The sequence below is a fragment of the Pseudomonas sp. Pse79 genome (assembly GCF_024519615.1).
Taxonomy (GTDB): Bacteria; Pseudomonadota; Gammaproteobacteria; order Pseudomonadales; family Pseudomonadaceae; genus Aquipseudomonas; species Aquipseudomonas veronii.
The window spans coordinates 233,001-254,755 of record NZ_JALJRR010000005.1; the positions used below are offsets into that span (position 1 = coordinate 233,001).

At 63.1% G+C, this 21,755-nt stretch carries 18 protein-coding genes and 1 pseudogene; 6 read left to right on the forward strand and 13 right to left on the reverse strand.

All coding sequences use genetic code 11. From position 1 onward, the window contains the following. Positions 1-267: 267 nt before the first annotated feature. Both NR164_RS09405 and NR164_RS09410 read left to right on the forward strand, forming a co-directional pair. Positions 268-630 carry a hypothetical protein gene (locus NR164_RS09405; RefSeq protein WP_017846975.1) on the forward strand — a complete coding sequence of 121 codons (363 nt, stop codon included), beginning with the start codon at positions 268-270 and terminating at the stop codon, positions 628-630. Then, complete coding sequence (locus NR164_RS09410; RefSeq protein ID WP_046384082.1) at positions 618-1,538, forward strand: ABC transporter six-transmembrane domain-containing protein; 921 nt, start codon at positions 618-620, stop codon at positions 1,536-1,538. The genes NR164_RS09405 and NR164_RS09410 overlap by 13 nt, the downstream gene beginning before the upstream one ends. A gap of 7 nt (positions 1,539-1,545) precedes the next feature. Here the strand turns inward: NR164_RS09410 and NR164_RS09415 are convergent, their stop codons facing one another. The 9 genes from NR164_RS09415 to NR164_RS09455 all read right to left on the reverse strand — a co-directional run bounded on the left by NR164_RS09415 (position 1,546) and on the right by NR164_RS09455 (position 11,007). After that, on the reverse strand, positions 1,546-2,487 hold the full coding sequence (locus NR164_RS09415) for a helix-turn-helix domain-containing protein (RefSeq protein WP_046384083.1): 942 nt from the start codon (positions 2,485-2,487) through the stop codon (positions 1,546-1,548). A gap of 76 nt (positions 2,488-2,563) precedes the next feature. Continuing rightward, positions 2,564-3,343, reverse strand: a complete 780-nt coding sequence (locus NR164_RS09420) for a 2-keto-4-pentenoate hydratase (RefSeq protein WP_256822665.1) — start codon at positions 3,341-3,343, stop codon at positions 2,564-2,566. Continuing rightward, complete coding sequence (locus NR164_RS09425) at positions 3,340-4,947, reverse strand: bifunctional 3-(3-hydroxy-phenyl)propionate/3-hydroxycinnamic acid hydroxylase (RefSeq protein WP_256822667.1); 1,608 nt, start codon at positions 4,945-4,947, stop codon at positions 3,340-3,342. Before NR164_RS09425 ends, NR164_RS09420 begins: the two co-directional genes overlap by 4 nt. A gap of 63 nt (positions 4,948-5,010) precedes the next feature. Further along, positions 5,011-5,613, reverse strand: a complete 603-nt coding sequence (locus NR164_RS09430; protein ID WP_046384086.1) for an amino acid synthesis family protein — start codon at positions 5,611-5,613, stop codon at positions 5,011-5,013. Positions 5,614-5,628: 15 nt separating this feature from the next. Next, complete coding sequence (locus tag NR164_RS09435; protein ID WP_046384087.1) at positions 5,629-6,078, reverse strand: VOC family protein; 450 nt, start codon at positions 6,076-6,078, stop codon at positions 5,629-5,631. An 11-nt stretch (positions 6,079-6,089) separates the two neighbouring features. After that, positions 6,090-7,130, reverse strand: coding sequence for a YCF48-related protein (locus NR164_RS09440; RefSeq protein ID WP_046384088.1), 1,041 nt, complete (start codon positions 7,128-7,130; stop codon positions 6,090-6,092). 12 nt (positions 7,131-7,142) lie between these two features. Then, a complete protein-coding gene (locus tag NR164_RS09445; protein WP_079443273.1) occupies positions 7,143-7,937 on the reverse strand; it encodes an SDR family NAD(P)-dependent oxidoreductase in 795 nt (264 codons plus the stop codon). Between the two features lie 26 nt (positions 7,938-7,963). Beyond that, a complete protein-coding gene (locus tag NR164_RS09450) occupies positions 7,964-9,454 on the reverse strand; it encodes an aldehyde dehydrogenase family protein (protein ID WP_201022091.1) in 1,491 nt (496 codons plus the stop codon). 11 nt (positions 9,455-9,465) lie between these two features. Continuing rightward, positions 9,466-11,007, reverse strand: a complete 1,542-nt coding sequence (locus NR164_RS09455) for an acetolactate synthase large subunit (protein WP_046384090.1) — start codon at positions 11,005-11,007, stop codon at positions 9,466-9,468. 262 nt (positions 11,008-11,269) lie between these two features. Between NR164_RS09455 and NR164_RS09460 the strand changes: the two genes are divergently transcribed. Then, a complete protein-coding gene (locus NR164_RS09460; RefSeq protein WP_046384091.1) occupies positions 11,270-12,028 on the forward strand; it encodes an IclR family transcriptional regulator in 759 nt (252 codons plus the stop codon). A gap of 27 nt (positions 12,029-12,055) precedes the next feature. Here the strand turns inward: NR164_RS09460 and NR164_RS09465 are convergent, their stop codons facing one another. The 4 genes from NR164_RS09465 to NR164_RS09480 all read right to left on the reverse strand — a co-directional run bounded on the left by NR164_RS09465 (position 12,056) and on the right by NR164_RS09480 (position 17,783). Continuing rightward, positions 12,056-13,378: an alginate export family protein gene (locus tag NR164_RS09465; protein ID WP_256822669.1), complete on the reverse strand. Its 1,323-nt coding sequence runs from the start codon at positions 13,376-13,378 to the stop codon at positions 12,056-12,058. Between the two features lie 89 nt (positions 13,379-13,467). Continuing rightward, complete coding sequence (locus NR164_RS09470) at positions 13,468-14,817, reverse strand: aminotransferase class III-fold pyridoxal phosphate-dependent enzyme (RefSeq protein ID WP_256822670.1); 1,350 nt, start codon at positions 14,815-14,817, stop codon at positions 13,468-13,470. Positions 14,818-14,828: 11 nt separating this feature from the next. Further along, positions 14,829-16,250, reverse strand: coding sequence for an aldehyde dehydrogenase family protein (locus NR164_RS09475; protein WP_256822671.1), 1,422 nt, complete (start codon positions 16,248-16,250; stop codon positions 14,829-14,831). Positions 16,251-16,334: 84 nt separating this feature from the next. Further along, positions 16,335-17,783: an APC family permease gene (locus NR164_RS09480; protein WP_046384094.1), complete on the reverse strand. Its 1,449-nt coding sequence runs from the start codon at positions 17,781-17,783 to the stop codon at positions 16,335-16,337. Between the two features lie 344 nt (positions 17,784-18,127). Here NR164_RS09480 and NR164_RS30540 point away from each other — a divergent pair. The 3 genes and pseudogenes from NR164_RS30540 to NR164_RS09490 all read left to right on the forward strand — a co-directional run. Next, positions 18,128-19,321, forward strand: a pseudogene (locus NR164_RS30540) (HAMP domain-containing protein); the annotation flags it as partial. Positions 19,322-19,423: 102 nt separating this feature from the next. After that, complete coding sequence (locus NR164_RS30545) at positions 19,424-20,179, forward strand: methyl-accepting chemotaxis protein (RefSeq protein WP_370737511.1); 756 nt, start codon at positions 19,424-19,426, stop codon at positions 20,177-20,179. A 66-nt stretch (positions 20,180-20,245) separates the two neighbouring features. Beyond that, complete coding sequence (locus NR164_RS09490; protein ID WP_256822673.1) at positions 20,246-21,727, forward strand: MFS transporter; 1,482 nt, start codon at positions 20,246-20,248, stop codon at positions 21,725-21,727. Positions 21,728-21,755: the final 28 nt, after the last annotated feature.

Sequence of the window (21,755 nt, forward strand, 5' to 3'; positions counted from 1 at the left end):
ATATTCAAACCGACAAAGGTGATGGCATGCGCCTCTCTATTTTTATAGTTAATAGAGCCACGAAATATCGCCACTTTGCCTTATTGAACTCACAAGGACGTTGTATCGCGTTCAAGAGCTGCGAAAGGATGCCAACTCAGGGCGAATGGGTCGAAGTCACAGCAATCAATCTTGCCTGGTTCAATCAAACCCTTCCAGGCCACGGGCGCCGGGATAATGAAGCAACACCTGGCAAATGACGTTCAATGTTTTACGCGGACAATTGTTATGCCGACTCTGCATTCCGCTCGCCCCCTTGTTGACTCGAAACAGCTGGAAGCGTCACTGACGCTCTACACACTCAAACTGCGAAAGTTGCAGCGCTTCTGGATTCCCCTGCAGAAGTACGCGCCGCATTGCGTATTGGCGTTGTGGTTGATTGGTGTGTGCGCGTCGTTGATCACACAGTCTTATTGTCACTGGCTGATTACAGCGCCGGCCATTTGCATATTGATCGCCATGGAAATCGTTATCGAAGAAGTGCAGATCAATTTGTTATTGATGACCGAGGAGGCGCGCTATCTGCTCGGCGTCGCCCGCGGTATCTATCCTCCCATGATGCGCTCGACAGGTGGCCCATGCCGTCCGTAACCCCTAGGATTGTGCTCGAAGAAAGCAAAAAGCTCGGTCAGCAATCCGCCAGCCAGACCCTCAAGGCCATTGCCAGGGCCTACCCCGGCAAGCTGTTTGCGACCTTGTCGCTGGTGGCGCTGGAAAATGCACTGCTGCTCGCCTACCCGCTGTTTGCCGGGTTTGCCGTGGACTCGATCATCCGCGGCGATGCCGCCAGCGCATTGCTCTATGCCGGCGTGGTGCTGGGGTTCTGGGTGGTGGGGGCGGCGCGGCGCGCGCTGGATACGCGCACCTTTACGCGCATCTACGCCGATCTTGCGGTGCCGGTGATCCTCAATCAGCGCCTGGAACGCCAGAGCACGTCCAAGGCGGCGGCGCGGGTGGTACTGGCGCGGGACTTTGTCGACTTTTTCGAGAAGCACGTGCCGATCATCGCCACCGCGCTGGTCTCGATCATTGGCGCGGCCGGCATGTTGCTGGTGATCGAGCCATGGGTTGGCGTGGCATGCCTGCTCGCGCTGCTGCTGTGCGTCACCGTGATGCCCGGCTTCGCCCGGCGTAACCAGCGCTTGCATGAGCGCTTGAACAATCGCCTGGAAAAGGAAATCGGCATGGTGGAAGCCGTCGGCGCGCATACCCTGCACCGTCATTATCACCTGCTGTCGCGACTGCGCATCCGCTTGTCGGACCGTGAGGCCATCGCCTTCCTGTTCATTGGCATCCTGGCGGCGCTGCTGTTTGTGGTTGCCATCACGCAACTGGCATTGTCGCCGGCCGTAAAAGCCGGGCATATCTATGCGGTGATGACTTACCTGTGGACTTTCGTCAGTTGCCTGGATGAAGCCCCCTCGATGATCGACCAACTGGCGCGGCTCAAGGACATCGGCAAGCGCGTGAACCCCGGGCTTGGCGAGGCGGCGGACTGATCGCGCATCAGCGCTCGGCCCTGCGCGTTTCCGAGGGCGACTCGCCAAACAATTCGCGGTAATGCGCCGCGAAGTGACTCAGGTGAAAAAAGCCCATGGCCACGGCGACCTCACCGACGTTTTTCTCGCTGGCCGCGGTCGCGATCAACCGCCGCCGGACCGCGTTGAGGCGCAGATTGCGCAGGTACTCGACCGGGCGCAGGCCGGTCACCGCCTGAAAACTGTTCTGCAGGGTCCTGCGGCTGACGCGCAATTGCTCGCACAGGTCGAGGATGCTCAATGGAGTATCGCCGCTGGCAACGATCAACTCCTGGCAACGCCGGACCAGGTAGGCACTGACGGCGAAATTGCCGCGCCGGCAACGCACCTCGTCGCTGGCATGGGTGAACAGGTCCAGGAAGGTGCCGAGCAGCTCATCTTCCAGGATCTTTTCCGAAACGGCGCTGATCGCGTCGGTATGTTCCAAAAGGTGACGAAACAACGGGTGAATACGCTGGTGTATACGCAGCAGTAACGCCTCATCCACACGCAGCTGAGACACGGTGGTCAGGCGTTTAAGCTGCTCGCCGGATAATTCGAAAGCCGCCAGTTTGGCAAAGCGTACCGCGTCAACGTTAATCGCGAAAAAATGCGTGCCTTCCGGAGCATGCAATACGAACTCCTCCGAATCGCGCAGCAGCACCACGCTCTGCGCGTCCACTTGCTGCCCTTGCACCACCGGCGAGCTGCCCAATGACATGGCGGCGCACAAACGGCCTTTGGGCGAGGAACCATGCTGCACCACTCGCTTGTCCAGCACCTCCTGGAAAATCTGGAAGCGATCGCAGGACAACTGGCGCAGTTCACTGGTGAGGCAGCCACGGCCCAGTTGGTCGTAGATCTGCTGCCAGCCCTGGATCGAGCCGGCGTGCTGTTGAGGATCATTGAAGGTTCGGACTTCAGCGAGCATATTCGTCGTTCCTCGGCGGCCTGTGTCTGGTCATTGGCCTGAAGGGGGCTCAGTCATCCCTGACGGCAGCTGGCATTCACACGGGCACAGTGTCCGCCTGGAAAACCAAAGCCAGTTCCGTGCCAAGCATCTGCAGACGATAGGTTCCCGGCTGTATATCGATCGGTGCCAGCAACGCGCCCGACAGCACCACCTGCCCAGCCTCGATACGGTGACCGTCCGCCAGGAGCCGGCGCACCAACCAGCACAGATTGAACAGGGGGTTGTCTTCCCGAGCCTGCGTATCGCCGCTGCCCAGGTGAACCCCTTCGTGCTCCAGACGATAGGGCACGCAGGCATGCTGTTGCGGCTCGAACGGCGACCTCGGCCCCACACAGTAAAGCCCCGCCGCCGCGTTATCGGCGAGGAAGGCGCCAAGCCCGAAACGCCAGCCTTGCCATCGGCAGTCGGCGATTTCGAACGCGGGCGCCACCTCGGCGATGGCCGTCAGAATGTCCTGGTCGCGGTAGTCCCCCGGCGCCAGCGCGTGCCCGAAGACGAACGCCAGTTCGACCTCCAGCTTGGGCTGGATCAGCCGCGCCAACGGCACCGCACTCCCCGGCTCGACCTGCATCGCCTCCGTGAGGCCGCCGTACACCGGTTCGTCGAGAGCAAAGCGTGCTTGCGCGGCTCGGCCAGCGAAGGCGACCTTCCAGCCGCTCGGTTTCTCCCCGGCGGCCACGCGTCGCTCCAGGGTCTGGCGCAACAGCGCGTAGCCTTGCTGCCGGTCCAGCGCCTGCGGTACCAAAGGTGCAATGGCATGAGCGCTGAGCCTCGCTTGGCGCAGTTGGCCGAGTACATCGTCGGGCGTGCTCATGACAGTTGCTCCGCCAGCTTGCGCAATACACCGTCAAGCCGCTCTGGGGTGGTAATGGCCGCGACAAAGCGGTCCGGACGCACCACGACGATGCAGTCGCGCACCTTGGAGAACCACTCGCCCAGCCGGTTATCCACGTCCTCCACACTGATCGCGTCCATCGCCGTCAGCGGTTGGTTGCGCTCCACGCCGCTGCGCGAACGGTTGACCTGGATAAAGCGCGTGTTCCAACGCGCCCAATACGCGGCCATGTCCTCGCTCAGTGGCGCCCGGGGATTGGTACGGTAACCCAGCACGGCATACGAGTTGCCCAGCATGTCGTCGAGGCGCCGACGTTGGCCCTGGGCATCTTCGATATAAGGCTGCACGAACAGTTGCCCGACCAGGTCGTCTTCGCGCAGCTCGGCACGCTCGTGATAGACCAGGCCTTGGGTGATGGTGGCCTTGGGTTTGAACTTGAATTCCAAGAGGTGCGAGCGCAGGTTGTCGACACTGTTGACCGCCTGGAACAGCCAGTCGCGCACGCCGGCCATCAGCGGGTTGGTCAACCCCAGCACGGCGCCCATGTTGTCGGCCAGCGCCACCAGCTCGGTGGCGTGGCCGCGGCGTTCCTGGTCGTAGCTGGCGAGGATCGACGGCGCCGCGCGGCCCTGAATGATCGCCGCCAGTTTCCAGGCCACGTTGGCCACGTCGCGCAGGCCGGAATTGAGCCCCTGCCCGGCCCAGGGCGGCGAAATATGCGCCGCATCGCCGACCAGCGCGACCCGCCCCTGGACAAACCGCGCCGCAACACGGGAGTGGTGGGTGTAAGCGCGGATCCGGATGACGTTCAACTGATCCACGGCCGCGCCGATATGGCCGCGGATCAGTTCACGAATCGTCGCCTCGTCGCACATCTTCGCTTCGTCTTCGCCCTCCAGCAGCATGAACTCCCAGCGCCGCTGCTGATAAGGCAGGTAGATGCACACGAAGGGCCGTTGCGGATCGGCATGCAGGGCGGTGTACGGCGCATCCAGGGTGTCGTTGGCCGTATCGACCACCACCCATTTGCGCGGATGCGTGAGCCCGAGCAGTTCGACGCCCAACTGTTTGCGCACGGTGGAACGCCCGCCGTCGGCGCCAATCACATAGTCCGCCTGCAATTGGTAGAGCTCGCCGTGGGCATCGCGCACCTGCAAGGTCACGCCCTGCTCGTCCTGCTCCAGTTCGAGCAGTTCATGGCCCTGGCGCAATTGGACGCTGGCGTGCTGCACGAGATGTTCGCGCAGGGTGCCTTCGAGCAATTGCTGCATGAAGATGTTCCGCATCGGCCAACCGTACTGCGCGACGCTCGGCTTGACCTCGGCGAAACACACGCCACGCGCGTTGTAATAGCGCAGCGGTACATCGCAGATCATGTCACGTGCGGCCAGCTCGGCAATGCCGATCCCCTGCAGCACGCGCAGCGCTTCATCGTCCATGCCGACTGCGCGGGGATAAGGCAGGATGCCGTCGGCCAGTTCAAGGACGACGCAGTCGATACCGTACATCCCCATATAGTGTGCGGCGGTGATCCCGTTCGGGCCGCCGCCGACAATGACCACCTGGGTTTTGTCCTGCTTCATCGCTAGTCACCGCTTTCTTGTTGTGGTGTTGATCGGATGCCACGCAAGGCCTTGCGCCCGGGCTCAGTGCAGCCCGTCGAGACCTTGCACATCCGCCGCCTGCAAACCGCCGAGCCGTGCATGCAGGCGTCCGCGCGTGGCGAAGGCCCAGATCACAACGATCTCGTCCGGCGAAGGACCGTCACCGAACATCAGCGACATGCTGTCGTAATGGGAGCGCACATACAGTGCATCCTTGTGAGCCAATGGCACGTCAATGGTCGAACCCGGACCGCCACGTTTGCCGGTGGACGGCACCCAGGATTTGCCACCGCCCAGCGCGACACGGATCGGATCGGCGGCAGGGTTGGTCAGGAACGCGTTGCCGTGCTCGTACTCGCCCTCGGTGCCCACCAGGATAGCCTTGCCGTAGCTGACAATCTCGTGCTCGCCGGCCAGTGCGTTGATGCGCCGGCCGAACTCTTCGCCCAGCAACGGCGAGTCGTCCACCAATGCATCCAGCGTCTGGCTGAAGCGGCCGGCATAGGGGTTGGCAATCACTGCGGCGATGGCGTACTTGTACACAGGTTCGCCATCGGCCAACTGGCCGGTTTCGTTGGCCAGGGTTTCTTCAATGAAGCTGTACCATTTACGGATGTGATAGCTGGCGAAATTCGCGGTTTTCATCAGAGCTGCCTCTATTCAAAGTGGGTCGAGTTTAAAGTTCCGGCTCGGCGCGCCGGCGGCCTTGAAGCGGGCCTTGCCAAGTGCGTCGTCGTGCTCGGTCTCGAGAAAGAATTCCATGCGATTACAATCCGGATCGTGGAAATACACGCCATGGCCGATTTCGTGATCGGTGATTTTCACCACCTCGACGCCTTTGCTCAGCAACATGCCGTAGAGCTGGCGCAGGGTGGTCATGTCGCCGGCGATTTCCAATCCGTAGTGCTGCAACCCCAACCCGCCCTGATGGGCGCCGGGTTCGGCACGAATCAACGCAATGTCGTGGTGCTTGGTGCCAAACGCCATCATCACCCAGCTCTCGCCACGGGCACTTTCGTGCATACCCAGGATGTCGGCGTACCAAAGTGCTGACACATCTGGATCACTCACCCATAGCGATAAGTGAGTACGAAGGACTTCGACTTTCATCACGCACTACCTCAGTTTTTCTTGACGATGGATTGATGCCCCGCCTTGATCTGCGCCACGGCGGGGGTCCACAGCACGTCAGCGATCTCACTGAATTCGCGCCACTGCTTCTGCCAGCCGTCACCGCCGTTCTCGGAGGTGAACAAATGGCCGTACTTGGTGCCCGCCACGATTTGCCGAGGGTTCGCCGGGTTGAAGGCGATAGCCCACACACAGGAATTGGGCTGTTGCGGCAGCGGCAACACCTGCCAACTGAGCGCGGCATCATGGGAGACCAGGATCTTGCTGGTGGTGCCCGGCGTGCCGTCGGAGATGCTCAGGTACAGCGTATCCTGCGTGCCCAATGGCGCACTCATGGCGCGCGCGTAATACAGGCCAAACGCTTCGCGGGCGACGATGCCGGTCCAGGTCAGCCCTTCATCAAGGCTGCGGTAAACCGCATTGACGCAAACCACCACGATGACTTTCTCACCGTGATTGGGCAGGACCAGGATGTTGTGGATGTCCGAGTTGAAGTCCCACAGCAGCCGATCATCGACGCGCATCCAGCTTTCGCCGCCGTTACGCGAATGGAACAGCCCGCCCTCCTCGAGGCCGAACCACACCTGGTTGCGGTCGGTGGGGTCGTAGGCGAAGGCCAGCAACCGTGGACGACTGACGCCATCACAGAACTCCGGGATTTCCACCGGCGCGCGATCCCAGCTCAGGCCGCCGTCCAGGGTGCGCCACAGCTCGGCGCGCGAAGGCGCACCGGTGCCGACGAATATCCGCAGAGCATCCTGCGGGTCGACCGCCACCTTCCACACGGTCTGCCCGTTGAACGGCGTGTCGACCTGCTGCCAATGGCCGCCCGTGTCGTGGCTGACGCACAAACCAATGTCGGTGCCGGCATAAATCACGTCCGGCGTGCCGGGGTGAAAGCTCAGCGAACGGGTGATCGCATCGAACTCCAGATCCTGCCCGAGGCCGAGACGATGCCAACTGCGGCCATCGTCGGCGCTACGGATCACGGCCTGGCCGACGGTGGCGACTAATAGGGTTCCGTTACTCATCGCAGTTACTCCTCAGATGAAGATGCCACGGGTCAGGCCGCCGTCGATGCCGATGGATTCACCGGTCACCGCGCCAGCCTTGGGGGACGCCAGGAAGCCGATCAGCCAGCCCATTTCAATGGGCGCCAGCGTGCGGCGAATCGGCGTTGCGTCGATGTAGCCCTGCTCGACCTGCTCCGGGGTCTTGCCCTGCTTGACCCCTTCGCGCTCGTACAGCTCGCGGATGTGCGGGGTGTCGACCACGCCCGGGTGGATCAGGTTGACCGTGATGCCAAACGCGCCCAACTGGTCGGAGAGGGTTTTGGTCATGTGCGCGATCGCCAGGTTGCGCATCCCCGAGAGGACTTTGCTGCTGCGCCCGGTGAGGCCGCCGATGTTGATGATGCGACCGAAACCGCCCGCCTTCATGTGCGGGGTCACGGCCTTGGCACAGCGGAAGTAGCCGATCACTTTGGTGTTGAGATCCGACAGCAACTCGTCGTCGCCGGCATGCTCGATGTCATTGCGCACCACGCCCGACGGCGCCGCGGCACCGTTGACCAGGATGTCGATGCGGCCGAAGTGCTTGTGCGCGGCGGCGACCATTTCCGACACGGCCGACATATCGTTGGTGTCGCAGAACAGCGGCAGTACTTCGTTGCCGGTCTGCGCGCTGATCTCTTCGGCGGCCAGCTGGAGAAACGCCATGCGCCGCGCACAGATCACCACCTTGCAGCCTTCTTCGGACAGAAAGCGCGCAACTTCCTTGCCGATGCCCATGCCACCTCCGGTGACGATTGCCACGCGGCCTTTCAATTCCAGATCCATAGCAGTTCCTCTTGTGATTATTCTGTTCAGCCGAGATCGACAAACACACTTTTGGTCTCGGTGTAGGCGTCGATAACGTTCTTGCCCATTTCCCGGCCCCAGCCGGATTGCTTGTAGCCGCCGAACGGCGAAGCCGCATCGACCACGTTCCAACAGTTGATCCACACCGAACCGGCCTGGAGCTGCGCCGCCAGGCGGTGCGCCGAGCGCAAGTCGCGGGTCCACAGGCCGGCGGCCAGGCCATAGGGCGAGTCGTTGGCGCGCAACACCAGGTCATCGACGTCGGTCCAGCTCATGACGGTGAGCACCGGGCCGAAGATCTCTTCGCGGGCCACGCAGGCACGCTCGGCACGATCGAGGAACACACTCGGCTGGATGAAGTGCCCGCGTTCCAGGTGCTCGGGGCGGCCGCCGCCGCAAATCAGTTCGGCGCCCTCCTCCTGGCCGCGCTGCAGGTAGCCCTTGACCGTATCCAGCTGCCGCGCGGACACCAGCGGGCCCATGCTGTTGGCCGGGTCCAGGCCGTTGCCGAGGACATGGGCGGCAGCGTGGCGCTGCAATTCTTCGAGCACCTGATCCAGCACGCTGGCGTGTACGTACAGACGCGATGCCGCCGTACACACCTGGCCCTGGTTGTAGAAAATCCCATCGGCGGCGCCCTTGGCGGCGCGCACGATGTCGGCGTCGGGCAAGATGATGTTCGGTGATTTGCCGCCCAGCTCCAGCGAGACCTTCTTCATGTTGCCGGTGGCCGCCTGGGCGATCAGCCGCCCGACCTGGGTCGAGCCGGTGAAGGCGATCTTGTCCACGTCAGGATGCTGCGCCAGCGGTGCGCCGGTCTCGGCGCCCAGGCCGGTGATCAGGTTGACCACACCCGGCGGGAAGCCCGCCGCCTCGATCAACTGCACCAGCCGGATCGCCACCAGCGGCGTCTGCTCGGCGGGCTTGAGCACCGCCACACAGCCGGTGGCCAGCGCCGGGCCGAGCTTCCACACGCACATGTTCAACGGGAAGTTCCACGGCACGATCAAGGCGCAGACGCCCACCGGCTCGCGCAACGTGTAGTTGAGCATCGGTGCGCCGCTGGCCGGCGATACCGGCAGCGTGCTGCCTTCGATCTTGGTCGGCCAACCGGCGAAGTAACGAAGGATGCTGGCCGCGCTGGCCGCCTCGGCGCGTGCGTTGGTAATCGGCTTGCCGTTTTCCAGGGTGATCAGTTGCGCCAGCTCTTCGCGGTGCTGGTCGAGCAAGTCCGCCAGGCGAAACAGCAACACGCCGCGCTGGGCCGGTGACTGCTGCGCCCAAGCCCCCGTGAATGCGGCGCGGGCGGCGGCTACGGCGGCATCCACATCGCGCTCGTCGCTGCGTGCGACCTCCGTGAGTGTTTCTTCGGTGGCAGGGTTTTCCACCGCGAACCGGCGACCGCTGGCCGCGTCTTGCCAGGTACCGCCGATGAACAGACGGCCGGGTTGAGACAGGAACGCCTGGACGGCGGGTAACACGTCAAGCTGATTCATTATCGACTCCTTCACAGTGCCATTTCGATCAGGCAAGGGCCCGCATCGGCGGCGGCATTGGCCAGCGCCCGTTGCAGTTCGGCATTGGTGTGTACGGTACGAGCCGGCACGCCGTAGCCGGTGGCAAGGGCTTTCCAGTCGATCCGTGGACGGTCCAGCACGGTCAGGCTGAGGGCTTGCGGGTCGAGTTCGGTCATGCCGAAACGGCGCAGTTCGTTCTGCAGGATCGCGTAACGGTGGTTGGCGGCGATCAGGATCACCACCGGCAATTGCTCGCGGGCGATGCTCCACAGGGTTTGAATGGTGTACTGCGCGCTGCCGTCCGATTGCAGGCAAAACACCCGGGTACCGGGCTCCGCCAGCGCGGCGCCGAACCCGACCGGAATGCCCTGGCCAATCGCGCCGCCGGTGTTGGTCAACACACGGTGCCGCGCCGCACTGGCGGAGGCGGTGAAAAACGGATAGCCGCAAGTGCCCCCTTCGACCGAGACAATGCAGTCGTCCGGCAGCGCTGCGGCCAACACTTGGCCGACCGACTGCGGCGTCAACGCGGCCTCGCCTGGCGGCAGCTCGATCCCCCGCGGGGTCGGCACATAAGCCGGTGCATTCAGCGCGTCGGCCAGCGCGGTCAACGCCCCGGCCACGTCGTCGCCGACGTCGGCCAGCGACAGCAAGCGCTCACGCTCGGCCAGCCGCGACGGAATACCTTCGTAGCCGAAGTAACTGATGGGTTCCGGGACACCGGCACAGACCACCTTGTCGTACTGCTCGAGGATCTCGATGGCCACTTCCGGGAAGTACGGCAGGCGGTCCAGGTCCGGCAGACCGCCGCCCCGGTAGCTGAGCCGGGGAAAGGTTTCGGCGAACAGCCGCACGCCGGGCAATTGCGCCAGACGCCCTGCCGCTTCCAGGCCGGCAACCGACAAGCCTTGATCACCGACGATGAAGACCAGCCGCTGACCATCACGCAAGGCCTGCGCGACCGCTTCGATACGGTCGCCGGCAAAGCGGCGGATCGGCGCCTGCATCCGCGTGAACACACCGTTGTGCGTCACCGCGGCGGCTTGCAGGTCCATCGGCAGGATCAGGCTGGCGATCTGGCCCTTGGCTTGCCAGGCGGCACGCACAGCTTCCTGCAGGTCCTCACCGATCGCCGAGGCGGTGCGCGATGTGCGAACCCAGCCGGACACGGTGCCGGCCAGGGCCTGGATATCGCTGGCCAGGGGCGGGTCGTAGTTGACATGCCATGAGGCGTGGTCACCGATCACATTGACGATAGGCGTGTTGGCGCGCCGCGCGTTGTGCAGGTTGGCGATGCCATTGGCAAACCCCGGGCCCAGGTGAGTCAGCGTCATCGCGGGCTTGCCGGCGACGCGGCCGTAACCGTCCGCCGCTCCGGTACAGACGCCTTCGAACAACGACAACACCGGCTTGAGGGCGGGCGCGCTGGCCATGGCCGCCACCAGCGGGATCTCCGTGGTTCCCGGGTTGGCGAAGCAGTACTCGATACCGCTTGCCGCTGCCGCATTCACTATCAGTTGCGCACCATTCATTATCAGCCCTCTCGCTTGAGCATCTTCTTTGATGAGATTTATCACACATAAAATCACATCAAACAAGCTGTTTTTTACCATTTGTCTCTACTTATGAGATAAATGCCAATTAATCGGTTATGAAAAGTGCTGCGACGATTGCTTTTTCGCTTAACTGCGATAGTGTGGCGTGACGGCCCCCCATCGGGCCGGCCGTCTTTTCAGCGCGGGCGGGCGTGCCTATAGTGCTCACCCGCGTGCCATCCCCTTTTCTAGGAACGAAATGAGCAGTCTGAGCAAGTTGTTGAGTGTCCTGGACCTGTTCGGTCCGCAGACGTTGAAGATCGATCCGGACACCATCGCCGAGCGCATGGGCCTGTCGCGCGCCACCGTGTATCGCTACGTCAAGGACCTGTGTGACGCCGGCCTGCTGACCCGCGTGGATGCCGGCAGCTACGGCCTGGGGCCGCGCGTGATCGAACTGGACTGGATGATGCGCCAGTACGACCCCATCCTCCTCGCCGGGCGCGAGCTGATGCACGAACTGTCCGCCCAGACCGGCCTGGCCGTGTTCGCCAGCGTTTTTTATGACGGGCGCATCATCAACACCTACATCGCCGAACCCAGCGACACCTACCACTTCTCCTTTGGCCGCGGACACCCGCTGCCGTTTTTTCGCGGCGCGCAATCCAAGGTGCTGATCGCCTTTCAGAAAGGTCGACGCTTGCAACGCCTGTTCGAAGAACACATGGCCAACGACCCGGACAGCCCATACGACTGGGCCAGCTTCTCCAAGGCCGCGAAAAAGATCCGCAAGGACGGCTACTGCCTGACCCACGACGAACTCAACCTGGGCCTGACCGGTATCGCCGCGCCCATCATCCGGCCGGATATGGACGAGGTGGTTGGCAGTCTGTCCGCCGTCGGCAGCAGCCAGAGCTTCAAGCTGCTGCGTCAGGAAACCGTGATCGAAATGGTGATGGACACCACACGGCGAATTGCCGAAAACATGCGCAACCCACCGAGCGCCCCCGCGTCCTGAGGGTCAGGAACGCGACGGCCGTCAACCTCAGAATGGCACCGCGACCGTGAATTGGCTGTACAGGTTGGTGCCATTGCCGACCGTCTGGTTGCCGCCGCTGGTGGAGTCCTGCTTCGGCTTGTAGAGGCCGATCAGCGGCGTGACGATCAGGTGCGGGTTGACGGCCCACTCGACGTAGACGTCCAGCTCCCGCGCATCGAGGTTCAGCGCATTGTTTTTGCGCAACGTGTCGAAGTCAAAGTACAGCGCGCCGACCGTCAGGTTCTCCAATGGCGTTGCCTTGAGACCGACGTGATGGATACCGGTGTTGCTGTTGAACGGGCCGGCATAGTTGGAGGCCACCTCGCCCTGGAACCAGGTGCCGTAACCCGTGCTGAGCCCGGTAAACAGCGAATCCCACTTCTGCGAATAACGGGTATAGCGATAGGTCAGCTTCGGCGCCCAGGCGATGTCGGCAAAGGTGTAGCCGGCTTCGCCGTACCAGGCTTTTTCAGGCCCGTCGTCTTTGTCCTGCCAGGCATACTCGAATGCCAGGCTGACGTTCGGCAGCCCGGCATCGCCTTCGCCGCGCACGCTGTAGACGTTCATACCCTTGCGCTGGCGCTGAAAATCGCTGGCCCAGCGCTCGTTCACATCGATGCCATGCACCCAGGTCAACCCCAGAGTGCCGGGCTTGGCGGTGTAATCCAGGGTGCCGGCGGCCAGTTCGGTTTCCGCCTGGGCGCGGTTGTCGGACTTGAGCCACAACACGCTGCCATGCACGCCCTCCTGCCCGCCCAGGCGCAGGACCGCGGTTTGATCGAAGGCATGCCGCGCCGCCAGGTAAAAGGCCCCGCCACGGTTCAGCGCGCCATCCGCCGGGCCCTTGCCCAGGTTCGGCCCGTCGTCGTTGACCAGGAAACCACGACCGATCTTGACCACCTGGCGCCCACCGGAAATATCCACGCCGTCCTTGCCCAGTGCCGGAAACAGGTCGCCGGAACGCCAACCGAGGTAAGCGTCTTCAATTTTCGTGGTGTGTTCGGTGCCGAGGGTATTGCCGGCCGGATCACCGTCGCCCCAGGTCGCGGAACTGACCAGCGCGAACGCGCCATAGGCCGTGCCTTTGCCTGCCAGGGCCTGGTCGCCGCTCAAGCCGTATTTGATGAAGCCTTCGCGCCAGGTCGAACCGCCCGGGGCGCCGTCATAGTTTTTGCGACTGTTGAACTGACCGAATACGGCGGTCATATCGGCGTTGAGATGCCGGCTCTCGTCGCTGTAAACCTCATAGGCATGGGCCTGGCCGACGGCGCAAAGCGCCAATGTGGCAGCCAGGGTGCCGCGGCGAAAGGGAGGGGATGGATACCGCATGGTTGAAACTCCTTGAGGTGCACCTTCAAAGGCTGTCTTAGGTATTCGCATAACACTGGCGCAGCCGCGCTGCGCCAGGCTCGCAAGGGCTAGCCGCAAGCGGCGAGCGCGGTGTCCAGCGCCGCGACGATCAATTCGGCCTCCGCGCCCGTGAGGGTCGGCGGTGGCGAAAGAACGATTTTGTTGCCGATCGGTCGCACCAGCACCCCGGCGCGGCGTGCCGCGTCAGCGATCCGCAAAGGCTGCCCGGCCGCCGGGTTCAGCGGTTCGCGGGTGGTTTTGTCCGCCACTAGGTCGAGGGCAATCATCAGGCCCTTGCCGCGCACTTCACCGACCACGGCGTAACGCTCGGTCAGTGCTTGCAGCTGTTCGAGCAATTGCCCGCCGACCTTGGCGGCGTTGCCCGGCAGGTCCTCGGCTTCGACGATATCCAGCACCGCCAGAGCGGCCGCGCAGGCGGTCGGATGCCCGCTGTAGGTGTAGCCGTGCATGATCACGTTACTGAAGCCTTCGCCGTGCTCAATCGCGTCGACGATGCGCTGATTGAACATCGTTGCGCCCAGCGGGATATAACCGGCGGTGATGCCTTTGGCCAGGCACAGCATGTCCGGCGCGACACCCCAGCCGCGGCTGCCGAGCATACAGCCCGAGCGACCGAAACCGGTGACCACTTCGTCGGCGATCAACAGAATGCCGTGGCGGTCGCACACCTCACGCAGGCGCTTCCAGTAGTCGTCCGGCGGCACGATCACGCCGCCGGCGCCTTGCACCGGTTCCGCGATCAACGCGGCGATGGTCTGCGCGCCCAGCAAGGCGATCTGATCTTCAAGCTGGCGAATGCAGTGTGCGGTCAGCGCTTGCGGGTCCCGGCAGTCCCAAGGGTTGCGATACAACCATGGGGTGTCGAGCAAATGGCATCCGGCCAACAACGGCCCGTGGTTGTAGTGATAAACCCCATTGCCGCCCACTGACGTGCCGCCCATGTGTACGCCGTGATAACCGTTGCGCAGGGACAAAAAGCGCGTGCGCCCCGGCTCGCCGCTGGCGATCCAGTACTGGCGGGCCATTTTCAGTGCGGTCTCCACCGCATCGGAGCCACCGGAACTGAACAGCACACGCGTCATCTGCTCCTGGGCGAACATCGACGTCAGCCGCTCGGCCAGGTCGAACACCCGCGGATGGGCAATGCCGTCGAAGGTCTGGTAATACGCCAGTTCGTCGAGTTGCGCGGCAATCGCGGCCTTGACCGACGCACGGTTGTGCCCGATGTTGACGTTCCACAGGCCGCCCACGCCGTCGAGCATGCGCTGGCCGTCGATGTCGGTGATGTAGTTGCCGTCGCCACGGGCAATGATCAAGGTCTTGGCACGCTGCGCCGGGGCGCTGGAACTCATCGGATGCCAGAATTTCTTCTGCGCGGTTTTGTATTTTTCGTACATGGCTCAGGCCCTTACTCAGCGTCACGCTTGTGGACAAACAACAGCTGTTGCCCGGTGAATTCCAGCAGCCCTTCAAGGCCGAACTCGACACCGAACCCAGACATCTTGCTGCCGCCGAACGGCGTGTTCGGCTGGATGCGGGCATGGCAGTTGACCCATGCCACGCCGCTTTCCAGACGGCTGGCAAACGCCGTCGCCTGTTCGACGTCCGGCCCCCAGACCGAGCCGCCCAAGCCCATGTCGCCCGCATTCGCGCGACGCAGCACGTCTTCCACATCCTGATAGGCGATCAACGGCAACACCGGGCCAAACTGTTCCTCGTCGACCAGCCGCTGGCCGTCCGTGACATCGGCGACCAGCGTGGGTGGATAAAAGAACCCCGGACGCTCCAGGCGTGCGCCGCCGCACAAAACCCGCGCGCCGTGTTCGCGCGCATCGGCGACCAGTGCCTCGACCAGTTGCAGTTGCTCCAGGTTCTGCACCGGACCAAACGTGACACCCGGCGCCAGGCCGTCACCGACGACCTGGCGTGCGGCGATGCGCGTCAATGCATCGGCAAACGCCGAGTACTGGGACTCATGAACGTACAAACGCTTGAGGGCCGCACAGGTCTGGCCCATGTTGAGGAACGCTGCCTGGAAAATCGCTTCGGCGACCTCTTCCACCGGCGTGCCCGGCAGTACGATGGCGGCATCGTTGCCGCCCAGTTCGAGGGTCAATCGCTTGAGGTTGCCGGCAGCGCCGCGCATCACGCTTTGCCCGGTGGCGGTCGAGCCGGTGAAGACGATCTTCTGGATACCGGGGTGGGTGGTGATCGCGCTGCCGAAACCTTGCTCACCGGTCACGCAATTGATCACCCCGTGAGGCAGATGCCGAGCGATGATGTCCACCAGGCGCAAGGTGCTCAATGGCGTCAGGCTCGAGGGTTTGCTGATCACGCAATTGCCGGCACGCAACGCCGGCATGATGTGCCACACGGCAATCATCACCGGCCAGTTCCACGGTGTGATGGAAGCCACCACGCCCAGCGGCTTGCGGTGCAACTCGACACGCTGGGTGGGGGTTTCTTCCACCAGTTCCACGGGGATCTGTTGCGCGGCGGCATAGCGGGTCCACGCGGCGGCGCCCATGACTTCGGACAACGCCAGCTCCAGCGGTTTGCCCTGTTCGAGAACGATCAACCGGGCCAGGGCGTCGGCATCCTGTTCGATCGCCTCGGCAATCGCCAGCAGGCGCTCGCAACGCAGCGCGTGAGTGCTGTGCCGCCACGTTTTGAAGGCCGCCTGGGCAGCCGCCACCGCCTGGTCCAGTTGCGCCAGGGAACCGGCCGGGCACTGTGCGAATGCGGTGCCGGTGGCTGGGTTGATCACGTCAAACTGCCCGTTTTCACCGGCAACCTGAACCCCGTTGATCAGCATCGTGTAATGGTGCATGTGCAATTTTCCTTTAACGCAGGCACGCCTTGTCGGACACCGACAAGCGCACAGTTCGCAGTAGAGTTGTACCGGGTTGATGCCTTAGAGCTTGTGGCTGCCCAACGCCAGGAACCGCTGGGGCGATACCTTGCGCAAGCGCGCGGCGAGAAAGATGCCGCCGAGCAGGGCCAGGGGGATGACGGCGCACAGGCTGTACGACAACAGCTTGCTGGCGCCCGTGAGCACATCGAAATGCGCCACCGCCAGTACCAGCACCATCAGTAATGCCAGGCAGGAGATCCCCGGCAGAATGCGCCCGCGCAAAACGCTGACGTTGAGCTCCGGATGCCGGTGAAAATACACACACACCGCGACCGAGGTCATCGCCATCAACAAAATCACGCACAGGGTGGCGAGGTTGGAGAACCAGGCGAACAGTTGCAGGATCGGGTCCGCATCCAAGGCGGCGAAGATCAGCACTACCACTGCCGCGATCAGGCTCTGCAAGGCCGAGCCCATATGCGGGCTCTGATGCACGCGGTGCGTGGTGCCCAGCAGACTGTGCAGCAGGCCGTCGCGGCCGATCGCGTAGAAGTAGCGCGCGGCGGCGTTATGGAATGCCAACAGCCCGGCGTAGATACTGACCATGAACAGCACGCGGATGATCTGGGTCAGGTAAGGCCCGACGAAGTGATCGGACATGCCGTAGATAAAGGTCGTGGGGTCCTGTAATGCCTGCAGCATCGGCACGATCTTGTCCGCGCCCACGCCCACCACCATCGCCCAGACCGACAGCGCATAGAACCCACCGATCAACAGCACCGAACAGTAGGTGGCAATCGGAATGGTGCGCTGCGGGTTTTTCGCTTCCTCGCCGTAGATCGTCGTGGCCTCGAAGCCGATGAAGGCGGCGAAGCAGAACAGCAGGCCGATCGACGGCGTACCGCTGAACACATGCTGGCTGCTGAATGCGTCGAGATTGACGCCGCTGTCGCCGCCGCTCTTGAGAATGGCGAAGTCGAGGGTGAGGATCGCCAGGTACTCGGCGATCACCACGACCGACAATACCCGGGCCGACAGATCAATCTTGCGATAACCGAGGACCGCAATACTGGCCATCGCCATCAGCGAATACGACCACCACGGCAACACCAGGCCAACCACGCTCTCCATGGTGCCGCTGACCACGCCGCCGAACATGCCATACAGGGCGATCTGGAGAATGTTATAGGCAAACATCGCCAACACCGCCGCCGAGCCCCCGGCCAAACCGCCCAGGCCACGCGAGGTGAAGGCATAGAAACCGCCAGCGTTGGTGAGGTGCCGGGACATGGTGGTGTAACCCACCGAGAACGCCAATAGCACCAGCAAGGCGAGAAGCAGCAACGCCGGGGTGCCGGCACCGTTACCCAGCATGATGCCAATCGGAAAACCGCCGGCGATGACACTGAGCGGACTCGCCGCCGAAACCACGAAAAAGATGATGAAGCCGACACCCAGGGCGCCTCGCTTCAACTCCGTGGAGCTGTTGACCTGAATAGATACACTCATGTTATTGACCTTATTGTATGAGGCAGTCGCTGTGGGGTGGCTCCGATCAAGGCTCTATCGGCACCGGGTAGCGCTTTTATTTTTTGGCTTGCACGCTGTATTCGATCCTATGCCCCCCTACAAACCCCTCGCTATCCCAAATCGGTAGCATCGCCTGCACCGCCCCAAAACAGTTCAGCGTCCAGCACCGTTCCCCGCCGATTTGGGATAACCCCCCGGATGTTCATCCCTGCACTCTAGGGTCGCCGTGCTATGCCCGGATGTCGGCTAGCAACAATAAGAAACGACGGCGCCCACCAGGCTATTACAGCCCATAGAGCCCTCACGCGCAGGAACCCCCAGCCATGCCTTTTGCTCACCTGACTATTCAATGGCGCATCACACTCCTGAGCGGGCTGTGCCTGCTGGCCGTTGTCGCCGCATTGACCGGCGCCTCGCTGTACCAGAATCAACAAAGTGCAGAACTGCTCAAGGCACGCAGCACTCAGTTGCTGGCGCAAGCGGCCACGGAGCACTTGCAGGCCCAGGCGGTTGCCCACGGTCAGCATGTTGCGCGGTTTTTCAATGAGACGGCGCTGTATGGCGAAGGCTTCGCGCAACAGGTCCTGCAACTGCGCGAACAAACCCTCAATGGCCGCCTCTCGGCGACACAACTGCGCGAGACACTGGTGAACATTACTCGCCAGACACTGCTCAAGCGCGACAAAGTGCTCGGCCTGTACGTGGTGTTGCTGCCCGATGCGCTGGCAGGTGCCGACGCGCAGTTCACCGCGCAACGTGCGTTGGCAGGCAACGAAACAGGCCGGTTCGCGCTGTATTGGTCGCAGAGCCAACCGGGGCAATTGGTCCAGGAAGTACTCACTGAGCCGCAAATCACCGCCAACCATGCGCCGGCGGGCAGTGAGCCGGAAAACGCCTGGTACGTCTGCCCGCAGGCCCAGGGCCGCACCTGTGTGGTGGCGCCCTATGAAAGCGAGGTGGAGGGCCGCAAAGTCCTGATGAGCAGAATTTCGATTCCACTGATCGCCAACGGCACGACGATCGGCGTGGTCGGCATGGACATCGGCCTCGATACCCTGCAGAAACTCGCGGCCAACCTGCGCCAGGATCTGTATCAGGGCGCCAGCGCAGTCAGCATAGTCGCGAACTCGGGCCAGGTGGCCGGGCGCAGTGGCGAGGTCTCGGGCGCCAGCATCGACATCAGCCAGGCAGTCCAGACCGTAGCGGGCAGCCCACCGTGGACGTTGCAGCTGAAGGTCCCGCAAGCCGTGGCGCAGGCCCCCGTTCGGCAGATGCAGAGCGAATTGGATGCCCAACGCCGTCAGGCCAATTGGCTCAACCTGGGCCTCGGTTTGCTCGCCAGTTGCCTGGGCATGCTGCTGATCTGGCTGGCGGCCTACGGCGTGACGCGCCCGCTGCTGAAGGTGGCCAGCCTGCTTGATGCGATTGTCGACGGCGACGGTGATCTCACCCAACGCCTGCCGGTGGCTCGCCACGATGAGCTGGGCGCACTGAGCAACGGTTTCAACCGTTTCCTGGACAAATTGCAGCCGATCATCCGCGACATCCAATCCGCCTCGCGGGACACGCGCACCAGTGCCGACGCGTCCTCGGGCATTGCCCGGGAGGTCAGCGCAGGCATGCAGCGCCAGTACCGTGAAGTGGAACTGGCTGCCACCGCGCTGCATGAAATGAGCGCCAGTGCCCAGGAAGTGGCGCGCCACTCGCACTCTGCCGCCGACGCCGCGAGCGCCGCGGAAAGCGCGAGCCGCTCCGGTCAGGCCGTCTTCGCCAGCGCCGTACACAACATCGAACACCTCGACCAGCGCCTGGACGCCACACTCAAGCAGGTACACGCCCTCGCCGACAGCAGCAGCCAGATCAGCCAGGTGCTGGACGTGATCTGCACCCTCGCTCAACAGACCAACCTACTGGCCTTGAATGCAGCCATCGAAGCGGCCAGAGCGGGCGAACAAGGGCGCGGTTTTGCGGTGGTAGCCGATGAAGTCAGGCACCTGGCCAGCAACACCCAGAGCTCGGTCGAACAGGTGCGCAACGTGATCGAGAGGTTGCAACAGCTGAGCCAGGAGGTGGTACACAGCACTCAACTGAGTCGCGAACAAGCCGGCAGCAGCGTGATCCAGGTGCAACAGACGCGTGCGGCGCTGCAGAACATCTCCCAGGCCGTGGACGTGATCGAGCAGATGAACCAACAGATCGCCAGCGCCGCCCTGGAACAAAGCACCGTCGTGGACGATATCAGCCAGCGTGTCAGTGACATCCGTGGCATCAGCGAAACACTCACCACGCGCATGAACGAGGCCTCCAGGGCCAGTGACTCACTGCATGAAATGGCCAACCATCAGCAGAACCTGGTGGGCCATTTCCGTGTGTGAGGGGCAATGCAGCGCAACTGAGCTACAGTGGCCGGCCTTCGACACCTTACCCATCGAGCCCTGCCCATGACCGCTTCGCGACGCTGGTTGATCCTGGCCATTATTTCCAGCGCATTGCTGCTCATCGTGATTGACATGACCGTGCTGTACACCGCGTTGCCGACACTGACGCGCGAGCTCGGTGCGACGGCGTCGCAGAAACTGTGGATCATCAATATCTATGCGCTGATCGCCGCCGGGCTGTTGCTGGGCATGGGCACGCTCGGCGACCGCCTGGGGCATAAACGGCTATTTATCGGGGGGTTGAGTGTATTTGGGCTGTGCTCGCTGATCGCAGCCTTCTCGCCTTCGGCCAGCGTATTGATCGGCGCGCGGGGGTTCCTGGCGGTCGGCGCAGCGATGATGATGCCCGCCACATTGGCCCTGGTCCGGTTGACGTTCACCGACGAGCGCGAACAGGCCATGGCGTTCGGGATCTGGGCCTCGGTGGCCTCGGGGGGCGCGGCGTTCGGGCCGGTGGTGGGTGGCTTGTTGCTGGAGCATTTCTGGTGGGGCTCGGTGTTTCTGATCAACGTGCCGATTGTGCTGCTGGCGTTGCTCGTCGGCGTGCTGTTGATCCCCGACCACCCGGGAAACCCCGAACGACGTTGGGATTGGCTGGGTTCGCTGCAGGTGATGATCGGGTTGATCAGCATGGCGTATGCCGTCAAGGAACTCGGCAAACGCCTGCCCTCCTTCGACGCCATGCTGGTGGCGGTCGTACTCGGTGCGCTCTGCCTCACGCTGTTCATTCGGCGCCAACGCCGAGCGACGCAACCGATGCTCGATCTGTCGTTGTTCAGCACGCCCGGATTCAGAAATGCCGTGATTGCAGCGCTCGTGTCCGCCGCCGCCTTGATTGGCATGGAACTGGTGTTCAGCCAGCGCCTGCAGCTGGTGCTGGGCCTGTCGCCACTGGACGCGGCGCTGTTCATCCTGCCGCTGCCACTGGGTTCCTTCGTCGCCGGCCCGCTTGCCGGCTACTACCTGCCGCGCCTGGGCAACCAACGCATGCTGTTCTGGACATTGCTGCTGTCAGCCGCCGCGATGCTGGCCTATGTGTCGCTGTACAACGCCGCAGTGCCGCTGCAAATCGTCAGCCTGGCGCTGCTGGGCCTGACCATGGGGGCGGCACTGACCGCAGCGTCGAGCACCATCATGCTCAGCGTGCCCGCCGACAAGGCCGGCATGGCCGCCTCCCTTGAGGAAGTCTCGTTCGAACTGGGCGGTGCGGTGGGCGTGACACTGGCAGGCAGCCTCTTGTCAGCGATCTACGCGTACTCGACAGGCTTGATGATCCCGTCATGGCTGAGCCGAAACCCCATGACATTCGAGAGCCTCGACGACGCGCTGAAAATCGCCGAGACCTTGTCACCCGAGGGCGCCGCCATGCTGACGGCGTTCGCCCGTGCGGCGTTTGATGCAGGCTTCGTGGTCGTGCTGGTGACGATGGCGGTACTGCTGTTGATGGCCGCGCTGCTGGTCAAGCTGAGCCGGCAGGCGCAGTGAAACCGCGCCCTTGGGCTCGATCAGCGGC